This window comes from Monashia sp. HAY1-2A, from assembly GCF_056755315.1.
The window spans coordinates 19,460-38,439 of sequence record NZ_JBNDHY010000003.1 but is presented as its reverse complement, the minus strand read 5'-3'; the positions used below and the strand labels follow the sequence as shown (position 1 = coordinate 38,439).

At 73.1% G+C, this 18,980-nt stretch carries 15 protein-coding genes and 1 riboswitch; of the genes, 4 read left to right on the top strand and 11 right to left on the bottom strand.

What is annotated here, in order from left to right; translation table 11 throughout:
* Window positions 1-5: 5 nt before the first annotated feature.
* From ACPYOM_RS00885 to mraZ, 4 genes are all read right to left on the bottom strand, one after another.
* Window positions 6-1,790, bottom strand: coding sequence for a peptidoglycan D,D-transpeptidase FtsI family protein (locus tag ACPYOM_RS00885; RefSeq protein WP_481339042.1), 1,785 nt, complete (start codon window positions 1,788-1,790; stop codon window positions 6-8).
* Between the two features lie 415 nt (window positions 1,791-2,205).
* Window positions 2,206-2,865, bottom strand: coding sequence for a cell division protein FtsL (ftsL, locus tag ACPYOM_RS00880; RefSeq protein WP_481344521.1), 660 nt, complete (start codon window positions 2,863-2,865; stop codon window positions 2,206-2,208).
* A complete protein-coding gene (gene rsmH, locus ACPYOM_RS00875; protein WP_481339046.1) occupies window positions 2,862-3,872 on the bottom strand; it encodes a 16S rRNA (cytosine(1402)-N(4))-methyltransferase RsmH in 1,011 nt (336 codons plus the stop codon). Before rsmH ends, ftsL begins: the two co-directional genes overlap by 4 nt.
* Window positions 3,873-4,144: 272 nt before the next feature.
* Complete coding sequence (gene mraZ, locus ACPYOM_RS00870; protein WP_481339048.1) at window positions 4,145-4,576, bottom strand: division/cell wall cluster transcriptional repressor MraZ; 432 nt, start codon at window positions 4,574-4,576, stop codon at window positions 4,145-4,147.
* A 482-nt stretch (window positions 4,577-5,058) separates the two neighbouring features.
* Here mraZ and ACPYOM_RS00865 point away from each other — a divergent pair, with 482 nt between their 5' ends.
* The 3 genes from ACPYOM_RS00865 to ACPYOM_RS00855 are packed head-to-tail and all read left to right on the top strand — an operon-like array spanning window position 5,059 to window position 9,632.
* The gene (locus tag ACPYOM_RS00865) at window positions 5,059-6,057 is read left to right on the top strand and encodes an AAA family ATPase (protein WP_481339050.1); all 999 of its coding nucleotides are present in this window, start codon (window positions 5,059-5,061) and stop codon (window positions 6,055-6,057) included.
* 18 nt (window positions 6,058-6,075) lie between these two features.
* Window positions 6,076-7,320 carry a DUF58 domain-containing protein gene (locus tag ACPYOM_RS00860; RefSeq protein ID WP_481339052.1) on the top strand — a complete coding sequence of 415 codons (1,245 nt, stop codon included), beginning with the start codon at window positions 6,076-6,078 and terminating at the stop codon, window positions 7,318-7,320.
* Window positions 7,317-9,632, top strand: a complete 2,316-nt coding sequence (locus ACPYOM_RS00855) for a transglutaminase TgpA family protein (RefSeq protein ID WP_481344520.1) — start codon at window positions 7,317-7,319, stop codon at window positions 9,630-9,632. The genes ACPYOM_RS00860 and ACPYOM_RS00855 overlap by 4 nt, the downstream gene beginning before the upstream one ends.
* 15 nt (window positions 9,633-9,647) lie before the next feature.
* On the opposite strand, the gene ACPYOM_RS00850 is transcribed toward ACPYOM_RS00855, so the two are convergent.
* From ACPYOM_RS00850 to ACPYOM_RS00820, 7 genes are all read right to left on the bottom strand, one after another.
* Window positions 9,648-10,598, bottom strand: coding sequence for a rhamnan synthesis F family protein (locus ACPYOM_RS00850; protein WP_481344519.1), 951 nt, complete (start codon window positions 10,596-10,598; stop codon window positions 9,648-9,650).
* A 117-nt stretch (window positions 10,599-10,715) separates the two neighbouring features.
* Entirely contained in the window at window positions 10,716-12,395 is a 1,680-nt protein-coding gene (locus ACPYOM_RS00845; RefSeq protein WP_481344518.1) for an RNA polymerase sigma factor, read from the bottom strand.
* A 314-nt stretch (window positions 12,396-12,709) separates the two neighbouring features.
* A complete protein-coding gene (locus tag ACPYOM_RS00840; RefSeq protein ID WP_481339082.1) occupies window positions 12,710-13,108 on the bottom strand; it encodes a universal stress protein in 399 nt (132 codons plus the stop codon).
* 125 nt (window positions 13,109-13,233) lie between these two features.
* Window positions 13,234-14,469 (bottom strand): homoserine O-acetyltransferase MetX, encoded by a 1,236-nt coding sequence (metX, locus tag ACPYOM_RS00835; protein WP_481339084.1) that lies wholly within the window; start codon window positions 14,467-14,469, stop codon window positions 13,234-13,236.
* A gap of 17 nt (window positions 14,470-14,486) precedes the next feature.
* A riboswitch (SAM riboswitch) is annotated at window positions 14,487-14,601 on the bottom strand.
* Window positions 14,602-14,674: 73 nt separating this feature from the next.
* Window positions 14,675-15,862, bottom strand: a complete 1,188-nt coding sequence (locus ACPYOM_RS00830; protein ID WP_481344517.1) for a DUF4192 domain-containing protein — start codon at window positions 15,860-15,862, stop codon at window positions 14,675-14,677.
* 101 nt (window positions 15,863-15,963) lie between these two features.
* A complete protein-coding gene (locus ACPYOM_RS00825; RefSeq protein ID WP_481344516.1) occupies window positions 15,964-16,713 on the bottom strand; it encodes a YkvA family protein in 750 nt (249 codons plus the stop codon).
* A 136-nt stretch (window positions 16,714-16,849) separates the two neighbouring features.
* Complete coding sequence (locus tag ACPYOM_RS00820) at window positions 16,850-17,572, bottom strand: EcsC family protein (RefSeq protein ID WP_481344515.1); 723 nt, start codon at window positions 17,570-17,572, stop codon at window positions 16,850-16,852.
* Between the two features lie 237 nt (window positions 17,573-17,809).
* Between ACPYOM_RS00820 and ACPYOM_RS00815 the strand changes: the two genes are divergently transcribed.
* Window positions 17,810-18,958, top strand: coding sequence for a MalY/PatB family protein (locus tag ACPYOM_RS00815; RefSeq protein WP_481344514.1), 1,149 nt, complete (start codon window positions 17,810-17,812; stop codon window positions 18,956-18,958).
* Window positions 18,959-18,980: the final 22 nt, after the last annotated feature.

Genomic DNA, 18,980 nt, shown 5'->3' with positions numbered 1-18,980 from the left:
CCAACTTACAGGCCATCCCGCTGGGCCCGCGCATTGCTGATGACCGTGGGGTCGCTCGCGGACAGCGGCTTGTCGGCCCACACGTGGTAGTCCAGGTTCGACTTCGGGCTCGGTGGCGCACCGGTCCGCTCGAGGATGTAGGTCATGATCTGGTTGAAGACCGGCCCGGCGAGCATGCCACCGAACATGCCGGCCGACGGCTTCTGGATGAACACGGCGACGACGTACTTGGGCGCCTCCGCCGGGGCGTAGCCGATGAAGGAGGCCGTGAAGCCGTTGTACCGGCCGAGCTTCTCGTCGTACCGGTCGGCGGTGCCGGTCTTGCCCGCGACCCGGTAGCCCTTGATGCGGGCTGCGCTCGCGGTGCCGTTCTGCCCGGTCACCTCCTCCATCATCCGCGACAGCTTGACCGCGGTGTCCTGCGTGACGACGCGGCGCGGTGTCGTCGGGGCGGACGGGATGAAGGTGCCGCTGTCGTTGTAGACCCCTTCGACGAGGGACGGGGGCACACGGACGCCCTTGTTGGCGATGGTCTGGAAGACACCGGCCTGCTGGATCGCGGTGACCGCGTAGCCCTGGCCGAACAGGATCGTGTAGCGACGGCTCGAGACCCAGTCCTTGGCTCCGGCGAGCAGGCCCGCCGACTCGCCCGGGAACCCGACCGGCGTCTTCTGGCCGACGCCGAACTTGCGGTAGTAGGCCTCCATGACGGCCGGCGGGACCCGCTCACCGATGAGCATCGTCCCCATGTTCGAGGACTTGGCGAGCACGCCGGTGGCCGTCATGTTCTCGACCCCGTGGGGTTCGTTGTCCTTGAACCGGACCCCGGCGCGGGGCAGGCGCTCGGGCACGATGACGCCGGTGTCGGGTGTGATGACACCCTCCTCGAGTGCGGCGGCCATCGTCATGAGCTTGCCGGTGGAGCCGGGCTCGAAGGCGACGTTGAAGGCCTGGTTCTCGAGGTTGGACGCCTTGGCGTCGGCGAGGTCGTTGGGGTCGAACGTCGGGTAGCTGGCGGCCGCGCGGACCTTGCCGGTGGCGACCTCCAGGACGACGGCGGTCCCCGACTCGGCGCCGACCGCGGTCACCTGCTTGGCCAGGGCGTTCTGGGCGTACCACTGCAGGTCCGCGTCGATCGTGAGCCTGACGTTGCGGCCGTTGACGACCGGGGTGTCGGTGCGCTGCGAGCCCGGGATGATGTAGCCGTCCCGGGCCCGCTCGGCCACCGACCGGCCCGGCGTGCCCGCAAGCGTCCGGTCGAGCATCTGCTCGACGCCACCGGCACCGGTCTGGTCCGAGGGCAGGACGTAGCCGACGAGCTGGCCGAGGGCCATCGAGGTGGGGTAGACGCGCTGGGCCGTGCGCTCCCCGGTGATGCCCGGGACGCCGAGGGCCCGGATCTCCCGGTACACGGCAGGGTTGACGTTGCGCGCGAGGACGACGTAGCGGGTCCGCTCCCGCGTCAGCAGCGGCGTGAGGTCGGCGGTGCTGCGTTGCAGGAGTGGCGCCAGGACCTCGGCGGCCTTCGCGACGCCGTCGGCGGTGCAGTCACCGGCGACCTTGACGAAACAGCCGATGATGGTGGGGTCGGCGGCGATGGTGTAGCGGTCGACGGACTGCGCCAGCACCTGGCCCTTGGTGTCGAGGATCTCGCCGCGCATGGCCGGGGTCGTCTGCGTGACGAGGCGCTTGCTGAGCGCCGCCGTCTGGGTGGCCGAGGCGTCGAACGCCTGGATCCGCAACAGCTGCCCCGCGAAGATCGTGAAGACGAAGAGCGTGGCGACGAACATGACCCGCGCACGGCGGCGCGGGTTGACCTTCGAGATGCGCAGCGGGCGACGGGGCCTGCTCCGGCGGGCCGCCGGGGCGCGACGCGGCGCCGCTCCCCGTCCGGTGCCGGTCGGGTTCGGACGCCCGGTCGGGCGCCCACGTCCGGTCGGACGTTCGGTCGGACGTTCGGTCGGACGCGGCGACGTCGTGGCGGCCTTGGGGCCGGACGTGGTGCGGGCGCCGGCCGAGCGCCCGGGCCGCGGGGTAGCCGCCCTCTGGGTACCCCCGCTCGGGGTACCCGCACGCGGGGCCCCGGCGCGGGCTGCCCCCGCGCCGGGAGCACCCTGGCGGGGGGCCTGCCGGCTCGGCGTCCGGGACGGTGCGGCCCCGCGGCCGGTGCGCCGAGGGTCACCACCTCGGGTCTGCGTCACGGGGTCACCTCGTGGTCGTGGGGGCCGTGCCCTGGCTCGGCTGCTGCGTCGTGCCCAGTGTGGGCTCAGAGGTCGCCGACTGCGTCGCATCCGGCGTCGTCGGCGTGGCGGCACCCGACGCCCCGGTCACACCCGTTGCGTTGGCGCCGGCGGCCGCCTTCGCCGCGGCCTCCTCGGCGGTGGCGACCTTGGTCGCCTTCGCGAGGACGCTGCGGACCTTCTTGGTCACCGTCGGCGGCGTCGGGCTCGTGACGATCGGGAAGGCGTTCTGCTTCGTCGCCGGCTCGGGGTTCCCGCTCACGGTCCCGGTCCGCAGGTCGACGTAGCCGCGCGTGTTCATCCGCACCATGCCCAGCGCGGACGCGCTGCGGGCGAGCGCACCGGTCGCCGAGGCGGCGTCGATCTGCTCGTGCAGGTTGCTCGCGGTGTCGTCGAGGCGCGCGGACTCGCGCTGGAGGTCACCGAGCGCGAGCGAGCCCTGGGCCAGGGCCGTGTTGAGCAGCAGGAGCGCGATGAGACCGCCGACGAGCAGGGCGATGCACAGCGCGGCGAAGGCGCCGTTGCCGGTCCTGGCGATCGACGTCGGGATGACGCGGAGCGGCGCGGCGGCCGGCGCCCGTCGCGGTGCACGGAGCGGCCGGGCCGTGGCGGTCATCTGGCTCATCGGGTGGGTCCCTTCGTGGTGGTGCTGCGGGCGGAGTGCGTGGAGGTGTCGCGCACGCGCTCGGCGACGCGAAGGCGGGCCGAGGCGGCCCGCGGGTTGGTGGCGACCTCGTCGGCCGAGGGCTCCTCGGCCCCACGGGTCACGAGGGACAGGTAGGGGGCGTGCTCCGGCAGCTCGACGGGCAGGTCCGGCGGCGCGCTCGAGGTGGCCCCCGCGGCGAACGCGCGCTTGGTCGTCCGGTCCTCGAGGGAGTGGTAGGACAGCACCGCGATCCGGCCGCCGACGGCGAGCACGGCGACCGCCTCCTCGATGGCCCGGCGCCACACGGCCAGCTCGTCGTTGACCTCGATGCGCAGGGCCTGGAAGGTCCGCTTCGCGGGGTGACCGCTCTGGCGCTGCGACGCGGCGGGGATGACGCGTCGGAGCAGCTCGACGAGGCGGCCCGAGGTCGTGAACGGCTCGACCTCCCGGTCGCGGACCACGGCGGCGGCGATCTTGCGCGCGAAGCGCTCCTCGCCGTACTCGCGCAGGATCCGGGTGAGGTCCTGGGCCGTGTACGTGTTGAGGATGTCGGCGGCGGTGAGACCCGTCGACTGGTCCATGCGCATGTCGAGCGGGGCGTCGACGCGGTAGGCGAAGCCCCGGTCGGTCTCGTCGAGCTGCAGCGAGCTGACCCCGAGATCGAAGAGGATGCCGTGGACGGCCGGGAGCCGAAGGTCGTCGACGACCTCGCGGATCTCGTCGTAGACGGCGTGGACCGGGCGAAAGCGGTCCCCGAACCGGGCGAGTCGCTCGCCGGCGAGGGCGAGGGCCTCACGGTCGCGGTCGATGCCGACGACGGTGCACCCGGGAAAGCGGTCGAGGACGCCCTCGGCGTGGCCGCCCATGCCGAGGGTCCCGTCGACGTGCACCGCGCCCGGCCGGTCCAGGGCCGGGGCGAGCAGGTCGAGGATCCGGTCGCGCATGACGGGCACGTGCCGTTCCTGCGCCGGTCCTCGGTCGTTCATGGGGCGTCCTCACGCTCGTTCTGCTGCCAGTGGGGCTGGTGTTACTGAAGTTGCTGGTGTGACTGGTTCGGGGATAGGGGTGTGCGATGCGGCAGTGGAGGTGGAGGGTGGCCGACGGTGCGGGCCGGCGCGGGGTCCGGCGGTGCTGCACCTGGGGGCTGGTCCCCATCCGCTGCGCCGCCCGGGACGGGGGAAGTCGTCCCGGGAGGAGAAGCGGCTGGAGGCCGGCGCCTAGGTACGGCGCGAGGGTGCGGTCGAGCGGGTCGAGCTGCTCAGAAGAGGCCGGGGATCACCTCCTCGGCCGTGTCGGCGAACGCCTGCTCGGTCCGCTCGAGGTAGTCGTTCCAGACGGTGCTGTCCCAGACCTCGAGGCGCGAGCCGGCACCGATGACGGTGACGTCGCGGTCGAGGCCGGCGTACTGACGCAGGTTGGCCGGGATGGTGAAACGCCCCTGCTTGTCGGGGACCTCGTCCGACGCGCCGGAGAGGAAGACGCGCATGTAGTCGCGAGCGGCTCGGCTCGTCGTGGGCGCCTGGCGCATCTGCTCCGCGACCGTGACGAACTCGTCCATCGGATAGATGAACAGGCACCGCTCCTGACCACGCGTGACGACGAGCCCTTCGGCCATCCGGTCGCGGTACTTGGCCGGCAGGAAGATGCGGCCCTTGTCGTCGAGACGAGGCGTGTGCGTCCCCAGAAACACGGTCCGCCACCTCCCCTTGTCCGACCCGCAGGCGACCCCATTCCCACCTTGTTGCTCCACGATACTCCACTTCCCTCCACCGTCAACGACGTTTCCCCCAAAATCGCGTCCGGCGCGTCGCGTTTGCGCAGGTCAGCGGCGGTGGTGCGAAGTGGAGGGCGGCACTCCCCCGTCACCGCGGCGTCGCGCTCTGCCCGACCTGCCCTGCCTCCCGGACCGGGCCGGGTGGCACGCCCGGAGCACGCGGAGGACACGCGGAACGAACCAACCGGACCCGGTCGTCGTCCCGGTGGAGGAGAGTGGAGGAGGTCTCGGGCAACCGGGGAGCCGCGGGTGGCCCGCGGCCCGCAGGAACTCCCTGCAGTCACGGCACGTCGGTCACTACCGGCACGGCAGGTCCATGGGGGAAGATCACGTGACGGAGTGCGTCGGGTCGCCACGAGCGGACCGGCGCACCGACATGGGGAAGAAGCGGAGGAACAGTGACGACGACGGAGACCGGACTCGACACCACGGCCGGTGCCGGGGGGACCGACCTCGACCTCGTCCACGACGTCGCGGACCGCCTGGTCGCGGCCATGACGAGCGTCATCGAGGGCAAGGCCGACGTCGTGCGCACGACCGTGACGGTCCTGTTCGCCGGCGGCCACCTGCTCATCGAGGACGTGCCGGGCGTCGGAAAGACGATGCTGGCCAAGGCGCTCGCGCGCTCGATCGACGCGACCGTGCGGCGCATCCAGTTCACGCCCGACCTGCTGCCGAGTGACGTCACGGGCGTCAGCGTCTTCAACCAGGACGCGCGACGCTTCGACTTCCGTCCGGGCGCGATCTTCGCCAACGTCGTCGTCGGTGACGAGATCAACCGCGCCTCGCCCAAGACCCAGTCGGCGATGCTCGAGTCGATGGAGGAGCGCCAGGTCACCGTCGACGGCACGACCTACACGCTCCAGGCACCGTTCATCGTCATGGCGACCCAGAACCCCATCGAGATGGAGGGCACCTACCCGCTCCCCGAGGCCCAGCGCGACCGGTTCATGGCCCGCATCTCGATGGGCTACCCGGCGGCGCAGGCCGAGCTGGAGCTGCTCGAGACGCACGGCGCCCGCTCCCCGCTCGAGGCCCTCGCCCCCGTCACGGACGCCCCCACCATCAACCGCGTCGTCGAGGCCGTCACCCGCGTGCACGCGAGTCCCGCGGTCCGCCAGTACATCGTCGACCTCGTCGCGCGGACCCGCGCCACGACCGCCCTGCGCCTCGGCGCCTCGCCGCGGGCCGCCCTCCACCTGCTCCGGGCGGCGCGCGCCCACGCCGCCCTCGAGGGTCGCGACCACGTCATCCCGGACGACGTGCAGGTCCTCGCCGGTCCGGTCCTCGCGCACCGCCTCATCCCCTCGAGCGAGACCCAGCTGGCCCGGCGCACCACGTCCGACGTCGTCGTCGACCTCCTGCGTCAGGTGCCGGTCCCCCCGGCGGCGCGCTGAGGGACGGAGGGCCGGCCCGTGCGTGCCCTGCGAAGCGTCCTGACGACCCGGGGACGGGCGTTCTTCGGCTCCGGCGTCGTCCTGGTTCTCGCGGGCGTCGTCTTCGGCTTCCGCGACATCACCCGGTTCGGGGTGCTCCTCGTCGCGCTGCCGGTCATCTCCGCGGCGCTCGTGCGCACGCGACGCACCCGGATGCGCATCGAACGGCACGCGCATCCCGAGCGGATCAGCGTCGGGCAGGACGCCCACGTCACGCTCTCGTTCGAGAACGTCTCGAGCTCGACGACGCCGCTCTTCCTGGCCGAGGAGCGCATCGACTACGTCCTGGGTGACCGCCCCCGGTTCGTCGTCGGGCGCATCCCGCCCGGACGCGTCCGGGCCATCGACTACGGCGTGCGGTCGCACCTGCGGGGCCGGCACCGCCTCGGCCCACTCGGTGTCCAGGTGCAGGACCCCTTCGGGCTGGCCAACCGCCATGCCGTCCTCGAGGGGACGGCCGACCTCGTCATCCTGCCTGCCGTGCACCCCCTCGGCTCGAGCCGGCACCCGAGCGCCGGCGTCGGCTCCGAGGGCGAGCAGGCACACCTCATCGCGCTGCACGGCGAGGACGACGTCACGATCCGCGAGTACCGCGACGGCGACGACCTGCGGCGCATCCACTGGCCCGCCACGGCCCGCACCGGCGACCTCATGGTGCGCCAGGAGGACCGCCCCGCCCAGCGCCGCGCAGTCGTCCTGCTCGACCCGCGCCCCTCGGCGCACGGAGGGTCGGGCGCCACGAGCTCCTTCGAGTGGTGCGTGACGGCAGCGGCGTCGATCGCCGTGCACCTGGCCGAGTCGGGATACGCAGTGCACCTCCTGTGCGCCGAGACCGTCGCGAGCACGCGCGTGACCGACCCGATGCCGGTCGACGAGATCCTCGACGTGCTCGCCGTGACCCAGCTGCGCGACGACAGCGGCGAGGACGAGATCCTCCGCGCCGCGCAGGCCCTCGCGGCCGCGGGCGGGCTCGTCGTGGCCATCATCGGCCCGCACGACCCGGTCGTCACCTCGCGCGTGGCGAGCCTGCGCCAGCCGGGAACGACCGGGCTGGCCCTCGTCGTCGACGCCCGCTCCTTCGGCCCGAGCGACGCCGAGGACGCCGGCGGCCATGTCGACGCGCTGCGCCTCGCCGGCTGGCGGGCAGCCGGCGCCGGTCGCGCCGACGACATCGCCCACGCCTGGGCCGTCCTGACGGCCGCGACCGTGGCAGGCAGCCGATGACCCGCCGGCGCTGGCGCATCACCCTGCTCGGGGCCCTCGCGACGCTCACCGCGTGCTACCCGGTGACCAGCCTCTTCACGGAGGCGACGTGGTTCGGCCAGGCCGTCGTCGTCGTGTCCGTCGTCGCCGCCGTCGGACTCGTCCTGCGCGGCCTGACCCGCTCGCGCACGCTGGTCGTCGCCCTCCAGGTGCTCGTCCTCGGCACCTTCCTCGTCGTGCGGGTGGCCGGTGGCACCTTCGCCTACCTCGTCGTGCCGACCGTCCAGACGGCCGAGGTGCTCAACGGCCTCGGCCTCCAGGCGCTCGAGACGGTCCAGCGGTACACCGCGCCCGCACCGCTCAACGACGGCGTCACCTTCTGCATGCTCGTCGTCGTGGCCGTCGTCGCCATCAGCGTCGACGCGACGGCCGCCACCTGGCGCAGCCCCGCGGCCGCGGGGCTGCCCCTCCTCACGGCCTACCTCATCACCGCCGCGAACGGCGACTCCGCACTGGCGCTGCGCTACTTCGTCGTCCCGGTCGCGCTCTGGCTCGTCATGCTCCACACGACGGCCCGGGCGCAGTTCGGTCGCTGGGGCACCGCCCGACCGGCCGAGCACAGCGAGATCGACGAGGCGGCCCACGACCGCGCCGCCCTGCGCTCCTTCTCCGGCGCGGCGGTGCGGGTGGGAGCCGCCGGCGTCGTCCTGGCGTTGGCCGTCCCGGCCGTCGTGCCGCACTTCCCGCCCCGTTACCTCACCGAGGGACTCGGGCGCTCGGGTGTCGGCGGCGAGGGCTCCGTCGGCTTCAACAACACCCTCGACCTCAGCCGCAGCCTCAACGACACGAACCAGTCCCCGGTCCTGCGGTACACGACGACCGGTTTCACGCGGCCGCCGCTGCGCGTGCTCGCCACGTCGTACTACTCCCGCGGCCAGTGGCAGGAGCTCGGCACGACGGACAAGGGCCCCGTCGACGGGATGCCCCTGCCCCCACCGTCGCAGCGTCGCGACTACGTCATCTCGGTCACCGGCAACACGCTCTCCGCGCCCCGCGTCGCCGCCCCCTTCCCCGTGGTCGCCGTGTCGATGCCGGGGACCGGCTGGCGGATCGACCCGGCGACCCGGGACGTCCGCGTCGACAAGGCGGTCGCCGACTACCAGATCACCTACGCCGACATCGCGCCGAGCGCCGCCCAGCTGCGTGACTCCGGGCCGCCGGACCCCGCCGACCTCACCGACGACGACCTGACGATCCCCGACCGCTCTCGGGCCCTCATCGAGCGGTGGTCCGCAGAGGTCACCGCCGGCGCGGACAACCCGCTCGACAAGGCGATCGCGATCCAGAACCACCTGCGCGACACGTCGCGGTACACCTACACGCTCGACCTGGGCGAGCCGCTGCGCGACGAGGCCGGCCGGCTCCTCGAGCCGATCGAGAACTTCTACCGCACGCGCCGCGGCTACTGCGTCCAGTTCGCCACGGCGATGATCATGATGGCCCGCGCGCAGGGCATCCCGGCCCGGATGGCCATCGGCTTCCTGCCCGGCAACCGCTCCGGCGACGAGTACGTCGTCAAGGCGTCCGACGCCCACGCATGGCCCGAGCTGTACTTCCAGGGCTACGGATGGCTGCGCTTCGAGCCGACGCCGGGTGCGCGCTCTGGCACGCCACCGCCGTACGCCGTCGTCGGCGCCGGCTCCGGCGGCACGGGCGGTGGCCGCTCGGTCGACGACACCGAGTCCGGGAGCACCGCGCGGCCGACGTCGACCCGGGCGACGACCACGACGACGACGGCGGTGGCGGCGCAGCCCTCGTTCGGTGACACGCTCGCGTCGGTCTTCAGCCTGCGCCACCTCGCCGTCGTCCTCGCCGTCCTCATCGGACTCCTCGCCGCGTTCGTCATGCCCTTGACGGCCTGGCTGCTGCGGGCCCGGCGCCGCCGAGCCGCCGTCACGCGTCAGGACCTCATCGAGGCCGAGTGGGAGGCGCTGACCTCGCACCTCGGTGACCTCGGCCTGTCGGCGCCGGACGGCGTCACGCTGCGCCAGCTGCGGCACCAGTACGTCACCGAGGGCCACCTCGACACCGAGAACGCCACGGCGATGGGACGAGTCACCGCGACGCTGGAGAAGTCCCGGTACGACCGGCCCGAGCGGACGACGCCGCAGGAGGCGATCCGCCTGCACAGCGACATCCGCGCGATCCGCCGCAACGTCGGGCGCACCCGCGCCTGGCAGACGCGTCTGCGCTCCTTCTTCTGGCCCGCGGCCGGCGTCGAGTGGTGGCGCGGGCTGCCCGCCCGCCTCGGCTCGCGGACCCGCCGTCGCTGACGTGAGGTCGTCGCCTCAGTAGCGGACCCGGCGGTAGAGCGCCGCGTGCGACGCCGGTGGCGCGTGCTCGGTGAGGCCGGTGGTGTACGCGGGCGCCGTCCGCTCGAGGTAGGCACGGACCCCCTCGAACAGCTCGGGGTGGCGTTGCTCGCACCGGGCCAGCAGGCTGGCCGCCCCCAGACGGGCCGTGTCCTCGCGGAACACCTGCAGCTTGGCGACGGGCAGGCGACCGCCCAGCACCCGGTCGGCCAGGACGATGGTCGGGTTCCACCGGTCCCGCCGCACTCCCCGCATCTCCCGGGCCACGGTGAGCAGCCGGGCCCGACCGCCGGCGACGGTGTCCGGCCGGGCACGCCACGCGACGCGATTCAGAGCCATCCACGTGTCGCGCAGCCCCGGCCGGAAGTACGCGGCACACTCGAAGCCGGCCTCCAGCAGCCGGCGGCTCAGACCCACCTCGTAGGAGTGGATGACCTGCTTCTTGTCCGGCAGGACCGTGACCCCTTCCCAGAAGGAGCGGAAGGCCTCGCTGCCGGCGGCCTCGTGCCGAAACACCATGAAGTAGCTCTGCACGTGCGGCGCGATCTCCGTGTTCGACGTCAGCCCCCAGAAGCCGCAACGCCGTCGCTGCATCCGCTTCCAGATCCGCAGCAACGGGACCGTCGTCCCGACGAAGCTGTCGTTGCACAGGACGACCTCGTGGCCGGACTCGACGTGCGCGACCTCGAGCCCGTACCGGTAGCTCATGAACTCGTGCCCGACGTTGGGCCGCTGGACGACCTCGACGTGGGGCCGCGTGGCAGCCCACCGCTCACCGTCCCGGCCCAGGCCGCTCGTGGTGACGAGAATGACGCGGTCGCAGACGGTCGCGAGCTGGTCGACGAACCGTCGCGCGTGCGGCGCCAGCTGCCCGTCGGGGTCGAAGTGGGCCATGACCGCGACGCGTCGGTGGACGGTGGAGGGCACGCTGGACTCCTCTTTCGGTGGCAGGGCCTGCTCCGGAACCGACGCGGGGGACGAACCCGCGGGCCGGGCGGCATCCAGCCACCCGGCCCGCGTCGGGACCGTCCGCGAGTCCACGCGTCAGTCGAGGTAGTCGCGCAGGACCTGCGAACGGCTCGGGTGACGCAGCTTGCTCATCGTCTTGGACTCGATCTGGCGGATCCGCTCGCGCGTGACGCCGTAGACCTTGCCGATCTCGTCGAGCGTCTTCGGCTGGCCGTCGGTCAGGCCGAAGCGCATGGAGACGACCCCCGCCTCGCGCTCGGAGAGCGTGTCGAGGACCGAGTGCAGCTGCTCCTGCAGGAGCGTGAAACTGACGGCGTCCGCGGGCACGATCGCCTCGGAGTCCTCGATGAGGTCACCGAACTCGCTGTCGCCGTCCTCGCCGAGCGGGGTGTGCAGCGAGATGGGCTCGCGGCCGTACTTCTGGACCTCGACGACCTTCTCGGGCGTCATGTCGAGCTCCTTGGCCAGCTCCTCCGGGGTGGGCTCGCGGCCGAGGTCCTGGAGCATCTGTCGCTGGACACGGGCCAGCTTGTTGATGACCTCGACCATGTGCACCGGAATGCGGATGGTGCGGGCCTGGTCGGCCATCGCACGGGTGATGGCCTGACGGATCCACCACGTCGCGTACGTCGAGAACTTGTAGCCCTTCGTGTAGTCGAACTTCTCGACCGCGCGGATCAGGCCGAGGTTGCCCTCCTGGATGAGGTCGAGGAAGAGCATGCCGCGACCGGTGTAGCGCTTCGCGAGCGACACGACGAGACGCAAGTTGGCCTCGAGGAGGTGGTTCTTGGCCTTCTTGCCGTCCTGGGCGATCCACCACAGCTCGCGCTTGAGCTTCATGTCGATCTTGTCGCCGGAGTTGAGCTTCTCCTCGGCGAACAGGCCGGCCTCGATGCGCTTGGCGAGCTCGACCTCCTGCTCGGCGTTGAGGAGGGCGACCTTGCCGATCTGCTTGAGGTAGTCCTTGACGGGGTCGGCGGTGGCACCGGCGGTGACGACCTGCTGCGCGGGGGCGTCGTCCTCGTCGTCGTCGCGGATGACGAACCCGGACTCCTCGGCCTCCTCGGCGGGAGCGGCGGCGTCCGTGGCGACCGGGACCGTGTCGTCGTCGCCCTCCTCGGTGTCCTCTGCCGCGGGCGACTCGTCGGTCTCGTCGCTGTCGTCGTCGTCGGTGACCTCGACGTCGACGAGCTCGCTCTCGTCGGCGTCCTCGGGTTCGGCGTCATCGTCCTCGAGCTCGTCCGAGTCCCCGGCGACCTCGGCGGCAGCCACCTTCTTCGGGGCGGTCTTGCCGGCGGCCTTCTTGGCGGCGGCCTTCTTCGCGGCCGGCTTGGCGGCGGCCTTGGCGACGCCGGCGTTCGTGGCGGCCTTCTTGGCCGGCGCCTTGCGCGCCGCCGCGCCCTCGGCCTCGGCGGTGGCCTCGGCCTCGCCGGCCTTCGTCGCGGGGGTGGCCTTCCTGGCGGTCGTCTTGGCGGTCGTCGTCCTCTTGGCGGTCGTCGTCGCAGCAGCGGTGGTGGAACGTGCGGTGGCCACAGTGCCTCCCTTGGTCCCGGATCGGGTTCGCTTCTTCGTGTCGGTGTGCGGCGCGTCGACGACGATCTCGATGTCGTGGGCCTCGAGGGTGACGAGGACCGGCTTCATCTGCTTCAGGTCGAGGGCTGCCTCAGCCTGCGCTCGTGCGATCTCGGTGCCGGTGATGCTTCCGTTGGTGCTGCCCTTGACCAGGAGCTGCATGATCGCCTCGTGCTGGAACACCTTGGGCAGGGTCTTCGGGGGTCCAGCGGGTGTTGCCTTCGGCACGGATGCAGTCGCCTTTCATCGCGGGTCTCGTGTGGTGCGGGCCGACGTGAGCACGCGGGCATGCCACATCACAACGAGCGAGAACGGGGGTTCGTGCCGGAAGAGCGTGGCCTGTCGGAGTCGGGTCCCCTCGGACGATCTCGCTGTGTGCCTCTTGCGATCCGGTACTCGGACATTATAAAACGCGCAACGGCGTGCGAGCGAACGGATCGGGCCGCGCGGTGGTGCCGACCCGGTGTGACACGACCCCGCCGGCGGGCGGGCCGGGCTCAGCCGGCCTTGACGGCGAGCACCGGGCAGGACGCGTCGAGCAGGATGCGCTGGGCGTTGGAGCCGAGGATGAGCTTGCCGACGGGGCTGCGGCGACGCAGTCCGATGACGATGAAGTCGGCGTTCTCCGCCTCCGCGACGCTGATGAGGTCCTCGGCCGGGTCGTTGCCCCGTACCAGCTGGCGCACCTCGTGCTCCAGGCCCTTGTCCTCGAGCACGGTCGTGACCCGCTCGAGCTCGGCCTCGAACGCACTGGCCTCGTCGGCGTCGAAGTCCTTCCCACCCCGGTGGGAGCTGATGACGACGAGCTTGGTCCCCCTGAGGACGCACTCCTCGGCGGCTCGCTTGAGCGCCGCGCGTCCCTCCTTGGTGGCGACGTATCCGACGACGATGGCCACTTCGCGGACCTCCTTGTACGGCAACAAACCGGGTGGTCGCACCGTACCCGAAAAGGTGGCCGCGGGCACCGGCACGCGCGCTCGGACGGATCGCGTTGCGCGCCGGGCCTGCCGAGGCGTCGGGGTCAGCGCGGACGCGCGAGGGCCTCGCGGACCACCGAGCCGACCTGCTCCTCCTCGATGAGGAAGCCGTCGTGTCCGTAGGCGGAGGTGATCGACACGCGCGTCGAGACGGGGAGAGCCGCATGCAGCTCGTCCGACAGCCGCGGGGGGTACAGCCGGTCGGTGTCGACGGACACCACGGTGCAGTCGGCCGTGACGCGGGCCAGCGCCGCCTCGATGCCGCCGCGGTCGCGGCCGACGTCGTGGGAGTTCATCGCCTCGGTGAGCACGACGTAGGAGTTCGCGTCGAAACGGCGAGCGAGCTTGCCGGCGTGGTGGTCCAGGTAGGACTCGACGGCGAAACGCCCTCTGCCGGCGGCGCGTTCGCTGAGGCTGAACGGGTCCTCGCCGAGCTGGGCCTGACGGCCGAACCGGTCGTCGAGCTCGGTCTCGGTGCGGTAGGTCACGTGCGCGATGCGCCGGGCGAGGCCCAGGCCGGTGTCGGGACGCTGGTCCGTGTCGTAGTAGTCGCCGCCGGCGTAGTGGGGGTCGCTGCGGATGGCGAGCAGCTGCGGCTGGCACCAGGCGATCTGCTCGGCCGTGGCGTAGGGCGTGGAGGCGAGCACGACACAGCGGTCGACGTCGTCGGGGTGGCTGACGGCCCACTCGAGGGCGCGCATGCCGCCCATCGAACCTCCGACGACCGCGGCAAGCCGCGTGATGCCGAGCTCGGTCAGCAGCGCCCGCTCGGCGGCGACCTGGTCGCGCACGGTCACGTACGGGAAGCGGCTGCCCCAGGGGCGCCCGTCGGGGGCGGGGCTCGCCGGCCCGGTCGAGCCCTGGCAGCCGCCGAGGACGTTGGCGGCGACGACGAACCAGTCCTCGGGGTCCACGGCCTGCCCGGGGCCGATGAGGCTGTTCCACCAGCCGGGCGACGGGTGGCCCTCGCCCGCCTCACCGACGACGTGGCTGTCGCCGGTGAGGGCGTGCTCGACGAGGACGACGTTGTCGCGGGCCTCGTTGAGCCGGCCCCACGTCTCGTAGGCGATCCGGACCTCGGGAAGGACGCCCCCGCGCTCGAGCTCGAGGTCACCGACGTCGACGAACTGCCGCCTGCCGACGGGGTCCCCCTCGCGCCAGACGCCGTCGCCGCGTCGGTCGGCCGAGACGTCGGGACGAACGGGCTGCGAGCCGTCGACACCCTGCTGGCGTCGGGCCGGACGGCGCGTGACCTGGCCGGACCGGTGGGTCACAGTCATTCTGGCTGCTCCTCGGGTGTGCGCGCTTGCCGCAGTCCCGTGCCGGTGCGGCCTGGTCCTCACCCGGGGCACCCCACCGCGAAGGAGGGTTGCCGGCCAGCGAGCCGGGGCTTGGCGCTGGCGCTCATGACCTGCCACCACCATACGCGACCGCGTCTCGAGGCGTGGCCCTCGGGTCCACGGGCTGGACGGCCTGGAGGGCAGGTCAGGCGCAGCTGCGGGGACGCAGGCCCCGGTCGAGGGACTGCCGCACGAGCTGTGCCAGCCGGTACCGCGGGTCGACCTCGAGGGCACGGTCCACGGCGACGGAGGCGTGGGCGCCGTCGCCGAGCCACCAGGCGTACGCGGCCACCACCGCCAGGACCGGTGCCGCACACGCGGCGGGGGTCGCCCGGCACAGCTCTTCGAGGCGCGCCAGGCGCACTCGCTCGGTCACCGCGCGGTTCCACCCGCCGCTCCCCTCCAGCATCTCGTCGATGTCCTCCTCGATGTCCTCGTCGATGTCCTGCTCGATGTCCTCCTCGATCTCCCCGTCCACGACCTCCCTCACGTCCCGCAGCATGCTCTCGTGGGAGGACGTGTCGGCCTCGAGTGCGCGGCGCAACCGGCTGACGAGGTCGCGCGGGCAGGCCTCCAGGGAGAGGGTCCCGGGGCACAGCCACGCGACGAGCAGGTCGCGCAGGCGGACGTCGACGAGCGGGCCGAGCAGCGCGGCCAGCGTCGTCGGCGTCGGCTCGGTGCCGAGCCCGCGGCGCACGAGGCGGACCCACGCCCCCAGTGCCTCGTCGACGAGGGCAGCGCGCGCCCGGCGGTCGGCAACGCCGGTGCCGACATCCGAGGGGGCGTACCGCTCGGCCCACGCCTCGACCGCGGCGAGCCGGTCGTCGTGACGCGGGTCCTGCGTCGGCAGGGGCTCGACGAGCGCTGCGAGCTGCTGGCGCGTGCCCAGCACGACGGTGCCCAGGGCGACGTACTCGGCGACGGCCGGGACGTCGGCCACGTCCGGCAGGGCTCGCCCGGGCGGTGGGCAGCAGGCGCAGTCGAGCCCGAACCAGCGGCCCTCGCGCACGACGAGCCGGTCGCCCACCGGGACGAGCTCAGCCTCGAGCGCGTCGCCCAGGGCGGTGAGCAACGGTGCGGGATCCTCGTCGGCGGCGCCGCCGGCGAACCCGACGAGGACGACGCGGCTCGGCCGCTCGCGCACCAGGGCGGGCAGGACCTGCGCAGCCGCCGCGGCGGCGTCGGGTGGGGCGACGAGGTCCAGCCGGGCCACGAGCCCGAGGCGCCGGCCGTGGAAGCAGGCCACGACGACACTGCGCTCGGGCCTGAAACCGAGGTGGTAGGGCAGGACCGTCAGCAGGTCGGCCGGTCCGGACAGGGAGATCTTCGGCATGCCCGAAGGCTGCCCCCGGCCGGCGCGGAGCGGCACTCCCCCGCCGGCCGCCTGTGGACCGCGCCGCCAAGCGCGGAGGGGGTGTGGACGACGGTGCTGCGTCAGCGCTCGAGGCGCTTGCGGACCGACTCGAGCACGTAGTCGGTGGCCGCCTGGCGGACCCCCTCGGGCAGGCGTACCCCCTCGGAGCGACCCGGTCCGGTCGAGCGCGGGCCGGCCGCCGGGCGCTGCGCTCCGAGGCCACCTGCGGTCGGTGTCCCCGAGGCGCCTGTCGAGCCGGTCAGCCGCCCGACGACACGGCCCGGTGCGGCAGCCCCGGTCACGTCACGGTCGCGGCGTCGACCGTCGGCGACCTGGCCGGCCCAGAGCCGGGCCTGCGCGTCGGCAGGCGTCCCCAGCGCGGTCCCCACGCGGTCGTCCGGTGCGGTCGGGGACGCCGACGCGTGCCCGGGCTGCTCGGTGCGGGTCCGCGGCGTCCGCTGGGCAGCACCCGGGCGTGACGTCCCGGGCCGGTGCAGCCCCTGGCCGATCTCCCAGGCGATGAAGCGGTCGGTCTCCTCGAGGAAGGCCTTGACGACCCAGGTGAGCACCACGGCGTCGTCGGCCACCCCGATGACCGGCAGGATGGCCTCCGGCACGAGGTCCAGCGGTGACGCCACGTAGGCGACCGCCGCCGCGACGAGCGCGAGCCTGCCCAGCGACGTGCCGGCGTACGTGCGGTCGAGCGTGGCCCGCACGAGCCGCGGCACCGCCTGCACGCGCTCGCCGAGCCGGGGCGCGCCCGGGCGGGTCGAGGCGCGCACGACGGACGCGACGGTCGCGGCGAGCTTGAGCCGAGAGGCGGTCTTCATGCCCGCCCCAACGAGCGGCCGGGCAGATGGATTCCCGGGGCCGACGTCGCGTGCGCGGGGACGCCGGCGACGCGTCCGCCGGGATGGAGGACGCGTGCGCGGCCTCGGCCGGGCGTCGGGGCCGTCATCGGTGAGGTCACCGACCGAACGTCGCCACGGGCGGGAACTCCTTGGCGGCCTGCTGGCCGATCCGGCCGAGCATGTACACGTCGACACCGGCGCCGAGGACGCCACCGACGACGGGCACGGCGCGCCCGAGACGGGCGAAGGTGCCCTGACCGATGCGTCCGAGGAGGCGGAAGCCGACGGCCTTGTTGACGACCATGAGCGTCGGCGGGGGCAGACGATCGAGCGCGAGCATGGACAGCCGGCCCCCCGCCGCGTGGAGGCCGGCCTTCTTCAGCAGGTCGTCGCGGTCGGCGCCGACGAGGGTCAGCAGGATCGCCGAGCGGATCTCGGGCTGGTCGATGTCGTACCCGCGGACCTTCGCGGTCGCGGCGGTCAGGCGCGTGCCGAGCAGGTAGAACTCGAGGAGGTTGGCGGGCAGCGAGACCGGCATCGTGAAGAAGCCGCCGAGGCCCGTGACGAACCCACCTGCGGCGCCGAGCTGCCGGTGGTCGCGAGCGATGATCCGCAGGGCCTGCTCGGCGTCGCCGTGGGCGTCGCGCAGGGCCTTCGCGGCCACCTCGTGGGCGGAGTCGAACGGGCCCTTGCCGTCGATGCCGACGTCGAGGAGCCGCTCGACGAACCGCGTCGCAGCGCCCGTCAGGCCGCTCTCCGCGGGCAGGGCGGCACGGGCGAGCGCGCCGCCGTCCGCCCCTTCGCCCACCTGCTCGGCCCCTGCGTCCGAGGTCTGCACTGCCCCGCCCCTGTCCCATCCGAACAAGCCCACCGGCCCTCACTCCTCGCACGACGTCGCGTCTGCGGCCGCACCCGGCGACCCCTCCCCCGCCACCGTATGACGACTCGGCGCCGCGGTGCGCGCCAACGCCGCGGCGATCTGCCACGCCCCCGGACGGACGGCGCACGGTCGGTGGACGGCCCCGGACGGACGCGTGGACGCAGCAGCGTGGGCGGCGTCTCGTAGGGTCGACCCATGTCCGGACCGATCCTCGGCGCGTCGCTCGACGACCTGCGCCGCGACCGCACGAGCGTCAAGTGGCGGCGGTACGGGCCCGAGGTCCTGCCGTTGTGGATCGCGGAGATGGACGCCCTGCCCTGTCCCGCCGTCGTCGACGCGGTGAGCGAGGCGATGCGGCGGGGCGACACCGGCTACGCGTGGACCGACGACTACGCCGAGGCCTTCGCCGACCACGCCGAGGCCACGTGGTGCTGGCGGCCCGACCCCGCGACGACGGTCCGGGTCACCGACGTGCTGACCGGGGTCACCCACCTGCTTCGGCTGCTCACCGACCCGGGCGGCCCCGTCGTGCTCACCACACCGGTGTACAACGCCTTCTTCGAGGTGGTCGAGGCCGCCGGACGGCGCGTCGTTGAAGCACCGCTGGGCGAGGGCCACCGGCTCGACCTCGACACCCTCGCAAGGGCATTCGCCACGGCGACCGAGGGTGGGGCGCGGGCCGTCCTGCTGCTGTCGAACCCGCACAACCCGACCGGCACCGTGCACACCGCGGACGAGCTCGCGGCGGTGGCCCGGCTCGCCGACGAGCACGGGGTGCGCGTCCTGTCCGACGAGATCCACGGCGCGCTCGTGTACTCCACGAGCACCTTCACGCCGTACCTGGCCGTTCCCGGCACCGAGAACGGCATCGTGGTGTCGTCGGCCTCCAAGGCCTGGAACCTCGCCGGCCTCAAGGCCGCGGTCATCGCCCCGGGGCCGGACGCCGTGGCCGACGTGCGTCGCCTGCACCCGTTCGTGACGTTCGGGGCCAGCCACCTCGGCGTCGTCGCGCACGTCGCGGCGTGGCGCGACGGACGGCAATGGCTCGCGCGCCTGCTCGACGAGCTCGACGCCAACCGCACGCTGCTCGCCCGGCTCGTGGCCGAGCGCCTGCCGGGCGCCGAGCTCACGGTGCCGGAGGCCACCTACCTGGCCTGGCTCGACCTGCGCGGGCTCGGCCTCGGGGAGCGGCCCGCGACGCGTCTCGTCGACACGGCGCGCGTCGCCCTGTCCGACGGTCCCCTGTTCGGCACGCCCGGGGCCGGTCACGCCCGGGTCAACTTCGCCACCTCACCCGAGATCCTCACCGAGGCCATCGACCGGATCGCGAGATCCCTTGGCTGACAGCGCCACCCGCGTTCCGGAC

Bases quoted from the DNA above. Each gene is read 5' to 3' on its own strand.
- metX (WP_481339084.1), bottom strand. From the start codon at position 14,469: ATGACTGTGACCCACCGGTCCGGCCAGGTCACGCGCCGTCCGGCCCGA.
- ftsL (WP_481344521.1), bottom strand. From the start codon at position 2,865: ATGAGCCAGATGACCGCCACGGCCCGGCCGCTCCGTGCACCGCGACGG.
- ACPYOM_RS00830 (WP_481344517.1), bottom strand. From the start codon at position 15,862: ATGCCGAAGATCTCCCTGTCCGGACCGGCCGACCTGCTGACGGTCCTG.
- ACPYOM_RS00855 (WP_481344520.1), top strand. From the start codon at position 7,317: ATGACCCGCCGGCGCTGGCGCATCACCCTGCTCGGGGCCCTCGCGACG.
- ACPYOM_RS00825 (WP_481344516.1), bottom strand. From the start codon at position 16,713: ATGAAGACCGCCTCTCGGCTCAAGCTCGCCGCGACCGTCGCGTCCGTC.
- rsmH (WP_481339046.1), bottom strand. From the start codon at position 3,872: ATGAACGACCGAGGACCGGCGCAGGAACGGCACGTGCCCGTCATGCGC.
- ACPYOM_RS00815 (WP_481344514.1), top strand. From the start codon at position 17,810: ATGTCCGGACCGATCCTCGGCGCGTCGCTCGACGACCTGCGCCGCGAC.
- ACPYOM_RS00885 (WP_481339042.1), bottom strand. From the start codon at position 1,790: ATGTTCGTCGCCACGCTCTTCGTCTTCACGATCTTCGCGGGGCAGCTG.